Source organism: Roseibium sp., from assembly GCF_965229775.1.
GTDB lineage: Bacteria > Pseudomonadota > Alphaproteobacteria > Rhizobiales > Stappiaceae > Roseibium.
Genome location: NZ_OZ245929.1, coordinates 724,052 through 738,062, shown reverse-complemented (window position 1 = coordinate 738,062; position 14,011 = coordinate 724,052). Strand labels below are relative to the sequence as shown.

8 protein-coding genes are annotated in these 14,011 nt (G+C 62.7%); 5 read left to right on the top strand and 3 right to left on the bottom strand.

Annotation, left to right across the window (positions count from 1 at the left end; all coding sequences use genetic code 11):
* The first annotated feature begins 1 nt into the window (after nt 1).
* The 5 genes from ACO07N_RS03160 (at nt 2) to ACO07N_RS03140 (ending at nt 6,491) form a co-directional block, all read left to right on the top strand.
* Entirely contained in the window at nt 2-1,351 is a 1,350-nt protein-coding gene (locus ACO07N_RS03160; RefSeq protein WP_421979634.1) for an ABC transporter substrate-binding protein, read from the top strand.
* A 254-nt stretch (nt 1,352-1,605) separates the two neighbouring features.
* A complete protein-coding gene (locus tag ACO07N_RS03155; protein WP_421979633.1) occupies nt 1,606-2,853 on the top strand; it encodes an ABC transporter permease subunit in 1,248 nt (415 codons plus the stop codon).
* Entirely contained in the window at nt 2,850-4,082 is a 1,233-nt protein-coding gene (locus ACO07N_RS03150) for a carbohydrate ABC transporter permease (protein WP_421979632.1), read from the top strand. The genes ACO07N_RS03155 and ACO07N_RS03150 overlap by 4 nt, the downstream gene beginning before the upstream one ends.
* Before the next feature lie 40 nt (nt 4,083-4,122).
* The gene (locus ACO07N_RS03145) at nt 4,123-5,412 is read left to right on the top strand and encodes an MGH1-like glycoside hydrolase domain-containing protein (protein WP_421979631.1); all 1,290 of its coding nucleotides are present in this window, start codon (nt 4,123-4,125) and stop codon (nt 5,410-5,412) included.
* 20 nt (nt 5,413-5,432) lie between these two features.
* Nucleotides 5,433-6,491, top strand: coding sequence for an ABC transporter ATP-binding protein (locus ACO07N_RS03140; RefSeq protein WP_421979630.1), 1,059 nt, complete (start codon nt 5,433-5,435; stop codon nt 6,489-6,491).
* A gap of 739 nt (nt 6,492-7,230) precedes the next feature.
* On the opposite strand, the gene ACO07N_RS03135 is transcribed toward ACO07N_RS03140, so the two are convergent.
* Genes ACO07N_RS03135 through ACO07N_RS03125 form a run of 3 tightly spaced genes read right to left on the bottom strand, consistent with a single transcriptional unit; the run spans nt 7,231 to nt 13,928 of the window.
* Nucleotides 7,231-8,106, bottom strand: a complete 876-nt coding sequence (locus tag ACO07N_RS03135) for a transglutaminase family protein (protein ID WP_421979629.1) — start codon at nt 8,104-8,106, stop codon at nt 7,231-7,233.
* Nucleotides 8,107-8,148: 42 nt separating this feature from the next.
* Nucleotides 8,149-10,554, bottom strand: coding sequence for a circularly permuted type 2 ATP-grasp protein (locus ACO07N_RS03130; protein WP_421979628.1), 2,406 nt, complete (start codon nt 10,552-10,554; stop codon nt 8,149-8,151).
* A 41-nt stretch (nt 10,555-10,595) separates the two neighbouring features.
* Nucleotides 10,596-13,928: a DUF2126 domain-containing protein gene (locus ACO07N_RS03125; RefSeq protein WP_421979627.1), complete on the bottom strand. Its 3,333-nt coding sequence runs from the start codon at nt 13,926-13,928 to the stop codon at nt 10,596-10,598.
* Nucleotides 13,929-14,011: the final 83 nt, after the last annotated feature.

Sequence of the window (14,011 nt, the reverse complement as noted above, 5' to 3'; positions counted from 1 at the left end):
AATGCTTGGGAGGAGTAAATTCCTGGCCTCGACCATTGCGGGCGTACTCGCACTCGGTCTGACCACGGCACAGGCAGACACGCTGCGTTTCTGGACAACGGAAGAGCAGCCGGAGCGCCTGGCAAAACAAGAAGAAATGGCAGCCGCCTTCAAGGACAAGACTGGCATCGAGGTCGAGGTCATTCCGGTGTCCGAGTCGGATCTCGGCACGCGCGCAACCGCCGCATTTGCTGCCGGCGATCTGCCGGACGTGATCTATCACACGCTGCAGTACGCGCTGCCATGGGCCGAAGCCGGTATCCTGGATACGGAAGCCGCCACGGAAGTCGTCGACAATCTCGGCAAGGACACGTTCGCGCCGGGTGCTGTCGCGATGGCTGCCGTTGACGGCGGTATCGCTTCCGTTCCGGTCGATGGCTGGACGCAGATGGTCGTCTACCGGAAAGACCTGTTCGACGAGAACGGGCTGGCCGCGCCGGACAGCTACGCGAATATCCTGGCCGCTGTTGAAAAGCTGCACAATCCGCCGGAAATGTTCGCATTCGTCGCTGCGACGAAGATCGATGAGAACTTCATGAGCCAGGTGCTTGAGCACGTGCTTCTGGCCAACGGCATCACGCCGGTCGATGGTGAAGGCTTCAAGGCGCTTGATGAAAAGAAAACCATCGAGGCCCTGGAATTCTACAAGGCCATCGCCAAGGCGTCTCCTCCGGGCGACCTCTTCTGGAAGCAGTCGCGCGAACTTTATTTTGCCGGCAAAGCAGCGATGATCATCTGGTCGCCGTTCATTCTGGACGAGCTTGCAGGTCTGCGTGACAGTGCACCCCCGACGATCACAGACGACCCGACCTCCAAGGAACTCGCGTCCAAGACCGGTGTCGTGACCACCCTGAGCGGTCCGTCGAACCCGGACGGCGCTGCCTGGGGTGACGTGCGCTACTTCGGCATCACCAACGACGCCGACACGGAAGCGGCCATGCAGTTCGTCGAATTCTCCATGGACGACGGCTACATGTCGACCCTGTCGATCGCGCCGGAAGGCAAGTTCCCGATCCGCCGCGGCAACGCCGACAACCCGACCGCCTTCGTTGACGGATGGTCGAAACTGCCGGTCGGTGTCGACCGCAAGGCACCGCTGACCGATCTCTATGACCCCGACACGATCAACACGATCGTTGCCGGCCTGGATACCGCCAGCCGCTGGGGCGTGACGGAAGGCCAGCTGTCGCTTGCCTCCAAGATCATCAACAGCCAGGTGATCAACCGTCTGGTGCGTGAATATATCGACGACGAGCGCGATGCAGCGGCAACGGTTGCAAAGCTCAACGAAGAACTGGCCAAAGTTCAGTAAAGACTGACGCACGTGGTTCCATCGGCCGACCGGTGGAACCCACCCCTCCAGGACATCAGGACCGGACGCAGGTTCGCAGAGCGCCCGGTCCCCACCAACCGCTTCTTCCCGCACGTTCCGCGGGAGGGTAGGGACCGCTTGTCCTTTCGCACCTCGACAGAGACGCTGCCAAAGGGCCGAAACACAGAGCTGGAACCATGAGCGCACAAAACCAAAATTCGGAGTCCCTCGGCCCGCCCAAAGGGGTCGGACCCATGCAGCGCCGCGAGATGTGGCTCGCATATCTCATGCTCGCGCCGACATTCGCCATCATTCTGATGATCGTCGCTGGGCCGCTCCTGGCCAACTTCTGGATCAGCGTGAAACCCGTGCAGCTTGCGGATCTGCGTCCGCCGACCGTGCTGGTCAACGAACGTGTGCGCGGAGGTCCCGAGGCGGCGGGTGACAGCGCCCAGCTCGAGTACCGCCTGCGCAACTCCTCGCAGGAAGAGGAGGTCCGCGATGTCGTCCTGACCGATGCCATCCCGGCAGGCTTCGACGTCACGGCGCTGCCGGACGTCTGCGCGCTGAACGGCAGTGCACTGACCTGCACCATCGGCACGGTGGAGCCGGGTTGGCGCGAGCGGCTCAGGATCGAAGGCACGGTGACCGACGCCTTTCTTTCGGCCAACAGGCCGGAACGCGCCAGCGAGCCGGTCATCACGGGCGACGCAAACAATATCCTGACGAGTTTCGATTTCACCCTGGAGAACTTTCAGAGGATCTTCAGCGCGGACGAGTTCTGGTCGGTTCTCAGGGTCACCTTCTACTATACGATCTTCGGAACGGGCGGGGCGCTGGTTCTCGGCCTCTTTGCCGCGCAATTGCTCAACACGGTCTTCAAGGGACGCGGCATCGTGCGCGGGCTGTTCCTGTTCCCCTATGTCTCGCCGGTGATTGCGGTCGCCTTCACCTGGGTCGTGCTGTTCGATCCGTTTTCGGGCACGGTCAATGCACTCCTGACGAAAATGGGCGTCGTGTCCGACCCGATCAACTTCTTCGGGCAGCGGGCCATCGAATACTCCCTGTTCGGGATACCGATGGAGTTTCCGCTGGCGCTGACGACCGTCATCGCGTTCGAGGCCTGGCGGTATTTCCCACTCTCGTTCCTGTTCATCCTGGCACGCATGCAATCCATCAACACGGACATGTATGAAGCCGCGGAAATGGACGGGGCGACACCGCTGCAGCAGTTCTGGTACCTGTCGCTGCCCCAGCTCATGGGCATCCTGTCGGTTCTGTTCCTGCTCAGGTTCATCTGGACGTTCAACAAGTTCGACGACATCTTCCTGCTGACCGGCGGCAATGCCGGGACACGGACGCTCACCGTCGACGTCTATGAACAGGGTTTTGCGCTTTCCAATCTCGGAGCCGGTGCCGCGGTCGCGGTGGTCGTCTTCGTCGTGCTGGTCACGTTCGCCACCCTGTTCATCCGCTTCTCACCGAAGGAGGAAGGGCTATGAGACCGGGAAGCATCCTGCTTGCAGCCGTCACCGGCCTTGTCTGGGGCGTGACCTCAATCGTCGTCGTCGCCGTAACGCTGACGCTGATCACGGGCGAAGTGGCCCTGCCGCAGGCAACGGCCGCCGGCATTGCCGGGCTCGTCAGCGCACTCGTCTTCGTGTGGCGGCAATCCTCCGGGGCCGAGGGCGGTCTGCCCGCCTGGGCGCTTGCCGCGATCACCATGTTCGTGCTCCTGATGATCGGCTCGTTCGCGGCGCCCTTCAACCTGTCGCTCGGCACCGTGCCGGTCTGGCAGGGGCTGGCACTCATCGTGACCGTTCTGGGTGCCACCTGGGCAACCACCGTATGCCTCAACGGTGCCCGGCTCGGCGCCATGAGCCGCTACGAGCGCGAGGTGATCTACATCCGCATCGCCAAGGGTGTCGGCTTCGTGATCTTCACGATCATCGTGGCGCTGCCGTTCTACGTCATGGTGATGACGTCGCTGAAGAGCCAGCAGACCCTCCTGGCAAACCCGCTGGACCTGTCCATCGATCTATCGCAAGGGCTGGACGGGCTGTTCCGCTCCTATGTCGAACTGTTCACCCAGTTCAACTTCGGGCGCTACCTGATGGTTTCAGCCTATGTCAGTGTTGCCACCGTCGTCCTGACGCTGTTGTTCTCCGTGCCCGGGGCATACGCGGTCTCACGGCTGCGCTTTCCGGGGCAGGCGTTCCTGTCGCGATCGGTTCTCCTGATCTACATGGTGCCCGCGATCGTGCTGGTGATCCCGCTCTATGCCGTGTTCTCGCAGCTCGGACTGCGCAACACGCTGACGGGGCTGCTGATCGTCTATCCGGCAACAACGATACCGGTCGCGCTCTACATGCTGCAGGGCTATTTCCGTGGCATCCCCTCCGAACTGGAAGAAGCCGGGCTGATGGACGGCCTGACGCGCATCGGCGTTATCCTGAAGATAACGCTGCCCCTGTCGCTTCCGGCGCTCGCATCGGTGTCGCTCTATGTCTTCATGATCGCCTGGAACGAGTTCCTGTTCGCCTTCATGTTCCTCGACAATCCGGACATCTTCACGCTGTCGCGCGGTGTCGTTTCCCTGAATTCCTCCGAGGTGCCTCGTCAGCATCTCATGGCGGGCGCGGTGATTGCGACCGTGCCCGTCCTCGTCATTTTCCTCTGGTTCGAACGCTTCCTTGTACAGGGCCTGACGGCCGGCAGCGTCAAGGGCTAGGGCAACGCATGAAACGGCCACAACGGCCAAGGAGACTTCTGTGTCAAACGCAGACTTGGATAACACAGCCAGAACCATCCTGATCGAGAACGATCAGGGTGGGTACACGGTGCCGACAAAAGGGCTCTATCCCTACCAGTGGAACTGGGATTCGGTGTTTGTCGCGCTCGGCTTTGCAACCTTCGACCAGGATCGTGCCTGGCGGGAGATCGAAATGCTGTTCGAGGGGCAGTGGCGGGACGGCATGGTGCCGCACATCCTCTTCAGAAAGGACGACCCGAGTTATTTTCCGGGGCCGAAGGTCTGGGGAACGGATGGCGGTCCGATCCCGAGCTCCGGCCATTCCCAGCCACCCGTGGCCGCGACGGTCATCCGGGATCTTGTCGACACCGACACGAGCGGCCGCGCGCTCGAACGGGCCGGTGCGCTGTTCCCGCAGCTGATGAACTGGCACCGCTGGTATCTGGCCTACAGGGACCCGGACAATCTCGGCGTGCTGGCCATCATCCATCCCTGGGAATCGGGGCGGGACAATCTGCCCGACTGGGATGACGCGCTCCGGGCCGTCGAGGTCAAGGATATCGAACCTTACGAGCGCAAGGACACCTCGCATGTCGACCCGGCGATGCGGCCGCACAAGGAAGACTACGACCGGTATCTCAGCATCATGGCAGCATGCCGGAGTGTTGGATGGGATCCGGCGGAAGTCGCCAGGACCTGCCCGTTCTTCGTTGCCGATCCGGGGGTCACGTTCATTTTCCTGCGGGCGTCGCGGGACCTTCTCGTTCTCGCAGACAAGCTCGGCAAGACAGCGGAAGCAGACGAGATCAGGGGCTGGATCGCGCTCATGGAAAAGGGGGCGAAAAATCTCTGGAGCGACGACCTGAAGGCGCATGTCGCGTTTGACCGCAGATCCGGAAAACACACGGACGGTATTTCGAGCATGTCGTTCCTGGCCCCCTATGCAGGACTGGCGGACGAGAAGACGCTGACCTCGCTGCAAGGTCACTTCGACCGCATCGCCGCCAAGGTGCGCTACACGATGCCGTCCTATGATCCGGACCACCGCAGCTTCGAACCGCTCCGTTACTGGCGCGGTCCCGTCTGGGCGATGGTCAATTACATGATCGCCCGGGGCTTTGCGGAGGCGGGCGACACCGTTCGCGCCGAGAAACTGAGAAGCGATACGGCGCAGCTGGTCGAGACCAGCGGTTTCGCCGAATATTTCAGCCCGGAGACCGCGGCAGGTGCAGGCGGCGGCACCTTCTCGTGGACCGCAGCCATCTGGCTGACCTGGGCATCCCCAACACATGTGAAACAAGCAGCGTAGAAAGCCGGAGGACTGAGGACATGGGAGCAATACAGCTCAACAAAGTCGAGAAATGGTTCGGCGAACTCCAGGTGATCAAGGGCATCGACCTGGATATTCAGGACGGTGAATTCGTCATCTTCGTCGGACCTTCCGGATGCGGAAAATCGACCCTGCTGCGATTGATTTCGGGGCTGGAGGAGACAAGCCGCGGCTCGATTGAGATCGATGCCAAGGACGTAACTGCGCTGCCGCCTTCCGGCCGCGGCCTGTCGATGGTGTTCCAGTCCTACGCGCTCTATCCGCACATGTCCGTGCGCGAGAATGTCGGGTTCGGACTGAAGACCGCGGGCGTTCCCAAGCCTGAAATCGAGAGTAAGGTGAACGCGGCGGCAGAAGTTCTTAAGCTGGACGACTACCTGGACCGCAGGCCGAAGGCCCTGTCGGGCGGCCAGCGCCAGCGTGTGGCCATCGGGCGCGCGATCGTGCGCGAGCCGAGCGCGTTCCTGTTCGATGAACCGCTTTCGAACCTCGACGCAGCGCTCCGCGTGGAGATGCGATTCGAAGTCGCGCGGCTGCACAAGAGCCTCGGGACCACCATGATCTACGTGACCCACGACCAGGTCGAGGCGATGACGCTTGCCGACAAGATCGTGGTGCTGCAGGCCGGACGGATCGAGCAGGTCGGATCCCCGCGCGAACTCTACGAACGGCCCGACAATCTCTTCGTCGCGCAGTTCATCGGATCGCCGAAAATGAACGTGCTGCCCTGTTCCGTCGAGGGGGACCAGTTCTCGCTCCAGGGGCATGGCGGCGGCCACTATCCGCATGCGGATCAGCCACAGAAGCCGCACAAGCTCGGCATCCGGCCCGAACACATGACGATCGTGGGTGAAGGCGAAGGCCATTGCAGCGGAACGGTCGAGGTCGCCGAATATCTCGGCGCCGACATCTTCCTCTATGTGGCGCTGGACGGTCTTGAAACCATTCTCGTCAGGATCAGCGGCAGCGATTCAATCGAGGAGGGCGCGCGGATCGGGTTGACGTTCGACGAGACACGGATGCACTTCTTCGACGGCGACGACAAGGCGATCCGGTAACCGGACTTGCAGAGTGCTCTCCGGTCTGCGCCTAGGGTCGAACGGGCTCATTGATCGCCGGGTGACGGTTACCTCTCCCACTGGGAAAGGTCGGCGCGACTGCGCCGGGTGAGGGGACAAACCCCGGTGAGACACGCAAGCGTCTGATCCCTCACCCTGACCCTCTCCCAACGGGAGAGGGGATGCTCGCTTCGGCGCGTGCGCATCAGCTCTGCGCGCTCCTCGGAAGTGGTTACCTCTCCCATTGGGAGAGGTCGGCGCGACTGCGCCGGGTGAGGGGACAAACCCCGGTGTGACACGCAAGCGTCTGATCCCTCACCCTGACCCTCTCCCAACGGGAGAGGGGACGTTCGCTTCGGCGCTTGCCTGCCAGCTCTGCGCGCTGCTCAGATTGCGGCGTTTGCCTTTCGCTCTTCTGTGTCATTGCCAGATTTAATCTGGCAATGCATGCCCTTGCTTCGCGGCGATACGAGGCCGTGCGATTGCAGGCGAAACGGCATGGATGCCATGGTCAAGCTATGGCATGACCGGAAAAGTCGATCTCGTGAGGCGATTGACTATCAATGAACATGTCATTCCGGCAGAAGCGCGGTGGAAGGCCGGAAACCGGTAACCATTTGTCTTCTTGTTCTTTTTTGACCTCCGGCCAAAGGGAATGCTGGATCCCGGTCTTGCCGCCTGCGCGGCAAACCGGGAGGACAAAATTCCGGTTCATGGCTGTTCGTTTTGCTGACCGGCGCTACCTCGGAATGACGTCGACCTTGTGACCCGTGGTCTGGGTGCCGGCGGTGCGCAGGACGCCTTTCACGGGCGCGGTATCGCCGTAATCCCGGCCGCGGGCCACGACAATGTGGTCCTGGCCGACACGCAGCGCATTGGTCGGATCATACTCGATCCAGCCGCTCTCAATGCCGCACCAGGCGCGCACCCAGGCATGCATGGCATCGGCGCCCTCCAGGCGCTGCTGGCCTTCCGGCGGGATCGTTCTGAGGAAGCCGCTGACATATCCGGCAGGGATGCCGATGCTTCTGAGGCAGGCGATCATGATATGCGAGAAGTCCTGGCACACGCCGTGCCGGCGCTCGAATGCATCGATCGCCGGCGTGTCGACCGTGGTGGCATCCGCATCGAAATCCATGTCCTGATTCAAGGCCCTGCCGATCGCCTCGACCGCGGCCACCGCGCTCATCTCCGGGCTGGTGTGTTCCTGCGCGTAGACCGCAAAGGCCGGTGCCAGAGGCAGGCGCGGCGACGCGGTCAGAAAATGAACCGGTTCGTCGGGCCCGAGGGACTGGAGGCCGGCCAGTTCCCTTTTCAGAAGGGACAGGGGAGGAGAGATGTCGAGTTCGTGCGGCACGGACGTGCGGTCGATCCGGGCCGTCAGCCTGAAGGCGAGTTCGCTGTGGGCGCGTCGGAAGACCACATCGGTGACGGCATTGCCGAAAAAATCCGTCCTGTTGCGCCGTTCCGTCGGTCCGGGCGAGAGCCTGACGCTTGACGACACGAGTCGTTGCTCACCGGGGATCGATGCGGGCACGAGGCGCAGCGAATGCCGGCCCGAATTCGCGGGGCTGGCATAGTCATAGGTGATTTCGAGGTTCACGTCGTAGAGCACGGCATCTCCTCCCGCATTTGATCCTGTCCGCTCCGGCGGACCCTAGCGGATATAGGCATCTGATAGCTCGACCGACAGGAATGCAATCTGGTCCCTGAGCTCTCCCAGGGCGTCCTGGGTCAGCGTCTCGGGGGTGGCGACGGCAAGGCTGGTGTGGATCTGCAGAACCGCGCGGGCGAGGTCGGACAAATAGCCGTTTTCCGATGCTCCCGGCAAGACATCGATGTGCTCTTTCATGTCGGTGAGCTGATACATCACCGAACGCGGGTTCTTCGGGTCCATGGCAAGCAGATCAAGCACCGTCGCGTGGCTCAGCGACACCGCGTAGCGCCGGCTCATGGACATGGCGCTGTCCCCGACTTCCAGAAGAAGTTCCAGCGCACCGTCGGGCGCATCCGGTCCGGTGAACACGGAAAGCAGATCCGCCATCCTGTTGGCCCGCTCCAGCGCGCGGCCGATGCTGAGGAAACGCCAGCCGGTGAAGCGGTACATGTTTTCGTGAACCAGTCCCGAAAAGCCGGTGATCTTGCGGAGCAGCAGGCTCATCGCCTGGGGAACGTCCGCATCGTCCTTCATGACACGCCGTGCTCCGTTCGCCGTCTGGGCAAGGTCATTGAGTGCCAGCCAGCCGTCGACGGAAAAACGGTCACGGACCTTGCCGGCGCTGTTCACGGCCGATTGCAGCATGGAACAGAGGCCTTCGGGGATCGGACTTTCCGGAGCGACGCCGATGTCGTCGAGATATTCCGCGGTGCGGGCGACCAGCGGCGCTTCGGGGTCCGCTGTCTCCAGCAGCCGGGCGTGATAGGCCCGCAGGAGACGCACGGCGCCCTCTGCGCGCTCGACATAACGGCCAAGCCAGAAGAGATTGTCCGCGGCGCGCGAGGGCAGGGCTCCCGATTGAGACTTGAAGAAGGGTGACTCGCTCTGATGCAGCAGGGTGTCCATCGCCAGCTTCCGCGTGCCGACGATCCAGACATCGGCGGCCGACCCTCCGGACTGCATGGCGATCGCGCTTGCACTCGGCTCCTTGCCGATCCGCGCGAATCCGCCGGACATGACTTCCCAGCCGTTATGCGTGCGTGCGAGGAAGACGCGCAGGCTCATCGGGCGCGGCACAAGCGAACCTTCGTGGTAGGCAGGGGTGGTCGACAGGGTCACGGCTTCCTGCGCGACGAGCCGGCCCTTTTCGGTGTCGATCCAGTTTTCCAGAATGCCCTTGTGGAACTTGTCGGAATCCTTGCCGATGAAATCGGTATGTCCGGACGTGAAGGGCAGCGCAGTCGACAGCGCCGGACTGAACATCATCGCCGCGGCGTTGTCCTTGACATAGGCGCGGGTCGCCTCTTCGCCGCACCACCAGGTGGCGACGTTGGGCAGCTTCAGGGACGTTCCGAGCAAGTGCTCGCAAATGCGCGGCAGGAAAGCGAGCAGCGCCCGGGTTTCCAGGATGCCTGTGCCGAGCGCGTTGACCATCGTGACGGTCCCCTCGCGGACCGCTTCCACCATGCCGGGTGTTCCGATATGCGACTCCTCGTTCAACTCCACCGGGTCGGTCCAGGCCGAATCGAGCCGCCGCCACAGGACGCTGATCGGCTTCAGACCCGCCACCGTCCGCACCATCAAACGACCGTTTTCGACCGTCAGATCCTCTCCTTCGAGCAACATGAAGCCCAGATAGCGGGCGATATAGGCATGCTCGAAATAGGTGTCGTTGAGAGGGCCCGGGGTCAGGATGGAGACGCGGCTGTCCTGCTCACCGCGCAGATCCAGAAGATGGTCGCGAAACCGGCGGAAGAAGCCGGCGAGCCGGTGGACGTTGGCCCTGGCGAAGAACTCGTTGAAGATGCGTCCCGTCGCCACCCGGTTCTCCAGGGCGAAGCCGGCACCGGACGGCGCCTGCGCCCTGTCGGACAGCACCCACCAGGTCCCGTCCGGACCCCGGCCGATTTCAAAGGCAAGGAAATGCAGGAAGTAGCCAGACCTTGGTGTGACGCCGACCAGAGGACGCTGCCATTCGGGGCTTTCGGCGATCAGGCTGGCCGGCAGATAGCCGTCGGACACGAGGCGGTTCTCGCCGTAGATGTCCCCCACCACTTTTTCCAGGAGCTCCGCCCGCTGCACCAGCCCGTCCGCGATCGCCTGCCAGTCCCCTTCGCCAATGACGACGGGAATGTGGCTGAGCGGCCATTCCCGCTCCATGGCGCCGTCCTGGCCATATTGGCGGAAGTAAACGCCGGCGTCGTTGAGATACTGGTTGCCGCGCGCGAACCGGTCGTTGATGTCTTCGATGCTGAGCGAGGACAGGTGGTCCAGAAACGGCCGCCACACGGGACGGACGTTGCCGGCCGGATCGAGCAGTTCGTCCGAAACGCCCGGAAACGGCCGGTAGGATTTCAACAAACCGTATCCCTGACCGCCGCTTTCTGCCGTTTCGTCCAAACTCATTCCATGATTCCCGTGCCGGGTCTTTCAAAGCCGAAAGAGCCTTATACACCCACAGGGCGTCTGAGGTCCAAGGTCAATGGAAACTCCGGGTGCGGGTGCTCGGTCTGCGGCGTGTAGAGCCCGGGCGTGTGGCCGTGCGGCTCGAAGCGCGACAGCCGCCGGGCTTCGGCTTCGTTGCCGTTGACGGGGAATGTGTCGTAGTTGCGCCCTCCCGGGTGCGCCACGTGATAGACGCAGCCGCCGATGGCACGGCCGCTCCAACGATCGAAAATATCGAATGTCAGCGGCGCATCCACCGGATGAACAGGATGGAGCGCCATGGACGGCTGCCAGGCCTTGTAGCGGACGCCGCCAACCGCAATGCCGTTGGTCTCCGTTTTCCTGAGCGGGATCATCCGGCGATTGCAGGTCACGGCGTAGCGTTCCTGATCGGCGGCCGACAGCTTGACCTGAAGCCGCTCTGTGGAGCTGTCTGTGTAGCGGACAGTGCCTCCGATTGCGCCGGTTTCGCCAAGCACGTGCCAGGGCTCCAGGGCCTGACGCAGTTCCAGGTGGACACCTTCGACCTCGATTTCCCCGCAGAAGGGAAAACGGAATTCGCATTGGGCCTCGAACCATTCCGGTCGCATAGAAAAGCCGTGATGCTCCAGGTCGCGGAGCACGTCCATGAAATCCGCCCAGACGAAATGCGGCAGCATGAAACGGTCGTGCAGCGTCGTGCCCCAGCGTGTGAGATTGCCCGAAAGCGGATGTTGCCAGAGCCGGGCGACGAGCGCGCGCAGAAGCAGTTGTTGCGCAAGGCTCATGCGCGGGTCCGGCGGCATTTCAAAACCCCTGAACTCGACAAGACCGAGGCGGCCCGTCGGACCGTCCGGGGAATAGAGCTTGTCGATGCAGATTTCCGCCCGGTGCGTGTTGCCGGTGACATCGACCAGGAGATTGCGCAACAGCCGGTCGAGCAGCCACGGGAACGGAGCGGCACCCTCGCCGGGACGGTGGATCTGGGAAAGGGCAACCTCCAGTTCGTAAAGCCCGTCGTGGCGGGCTTCATCAACGCGCGGGGCCTGGGACGTCGGGCCGATGAAGAGACCCGAGAAGAGATAGGATAGGCTCGGATGGCGCTGCCAGTGGAGCACGAGGCTCCTGAGCAGGTCCGGGCGCCTCAGGAACGGGCTGTCGAGCGGTGTCGCTCCCCCGATAACGACGTGGTTGCCGCCGCCAGTTCCGGTGTGCTTGCCGTCAATCATGAACTTGTCGGCGCCGAGACGGCTTTGCCTGGCTTCCTCGTAGACGCCTTCGGTGATGTCGACGCAGTCTTTCCAGCTGCCGGCCGGATGGATGTTGACCTCGATGACACCGGGGTCCGGCGCCACACGGATGACGTTCATGCGCGGGTCGGGCGGGGGCGGATAGCCCTCGATGTGCACAGGGAGATTCAAATCCGCCGCCGCCGCTTCGGCAACGGCGATCAGCTCCAGATAGTCCTCGAGGCGCTCGACCGGCGGCATGAACACGCAAAGCCGCCCGTCACGCGGTTCGACGGACAGGGCCGTCCTGACGTCCGCGTCGCCGAGCTCACCTTCGCCCTGACCTTGCTCGCGCCTGTCCTGCGTCGGTCCGCCGGCGGTGAAACTGGCGACACCCTGCCGTCTTGCCGGACGCGGCTCGGCTGAAAATTCCGGAAGCGGTTCGCGGGGAACGGTCGGATCGGCGATATTCGTATAAGGGTACTGGGCCGGCGGGACATAGGGCAGGGATTCCAGAGGCAGGCGATAGCCGACCGGGCTGTCGCCGGGCACGAGGAACAGCGCATCGCGGCGCAGCTTCCAGTGCTCGGACCGCCACCTTTTTCCGGTCGATTTCGATTGCCAGCGCTGCACGGGCAAAATGTAGCCCGCCGGTTTCGTCAGGCCGCGATCAAAGACGCGCGCAATGCGGTGCCTTGCCTCGGCGTCTTCCAGCGCCGAATTGTCCGGTGTCACATTCTCGGGAAGATTGGCTTCCTTGATCAGCCAGACCGACGGGTCCTCGTATGCTGGTACGACGTAGTCCGGTTCGAGTTCCAGGCGCTCGGCAATTTGCTGCAGGAGAGCTTCGGCCTGACCGGCATCGGCGCCGGTCTCCGTGCCTTCGGCGGCGATCAGCGCGGGATCGGACCAGATCGGTTTTTCATCCTGCCGCCAGTAGAGCGAAAACGTCCAGCGCGGCAGCGTTTCACCCGGATACCACTTGCCCTGGCCATAATGCAGAAAGCCGCCCGGCGCGAACCGCGAGCGGAGGCGGCGGATCAGCTTGTCGGCCAGGTCCCGCTTCGTCGGCCCCACGGCGTCGGTGTTCCACTCCGCAGCTTCGAAGTCGTCAATGGAAACGAATGTGGGTTCGCCGCCCATGGTCAGCCGAACGTCTTCCTGCTTCAGGATCCGGTCGACCTCCTCTCCGAGCCGGTTGAGATCCGTCCACGCCTCTTCGGAAAACGGCTTGGTGATACGCGGGTGCTCGGCAATCCTGGAGACCTGCATGTCGAAGGAAAAGTCGACATCGGCCGCACTCGCCATGCCCACGATGGGGGCCGCGTTGCTGTAGTGCGGTGTCGCCGCCAGCGGAATGTGGCTCTCACCGGTAAGGAGCCCCGAGGTCGGGTCGAGCCCGATCCAGCCCGCGCCGGGAAGGTAGACTTCCGCCCAGGCATGCAGATCGGTAAAATCATGATCCGTGCCCGAAGGTCCGTCAAGGGCTTCCAGGTCCGGTTTCAGCTGGATCAGGTAACCGGACACGAAGCGCGCGGCGAAGCCGAGATGCCTGAGGGCCTGCACGAGCAGCCAGCTCGAATCACGGCAGGAGCCGGTTCCCCTTTCGAAGGTTTCTTCCGGCGTCTGCACGCCCGGTTCCATGCGGATGACATAGCCGACTTCGCCGGACACGCGCGCATTGAGGGCAACGATGAAATCGATGGTCTTCTGTTTTTCCCTCGGAACGGCGTCCAGGAACTGCTGGAGATGCGGTCCCGGTGTTTCGACACGCCGGTAGATCAAGAGATCGTCGCGGAGCTCCTCCGGATATTCGAACGGCCAATATTCCGCAGTTTCTTCGACGAAGAAGTCGAAGGGATTGTAGACGGACATGTCCGCGGTGAGATCGACCTCGATCTTGAACTCACGCACCGGCTCGGGAAAGACGAACCGGGCGAGCCAGTTGCCGTAGGGGTCTTGCTGATGATTGACGAAATGGCCGCCGGGCGAAACCTTCAGTGAGTGCGAAAGGACACGTGTCCGGCTGTGCGGGGCCGGTCTCAACCTGATGATCTGCGGCCCGAGCGTAACCGGGCGGTCGTAGCGGTAGTGCGTGAGATGATAGATACTTGCTCTTATGGACATTGGAGGCCGTGATCACCGTGGGCTGGAAAAACGGGGTGTAGCGTTTCATACTTTGACGCACCGCACCACGTGTTTCTTTGCCA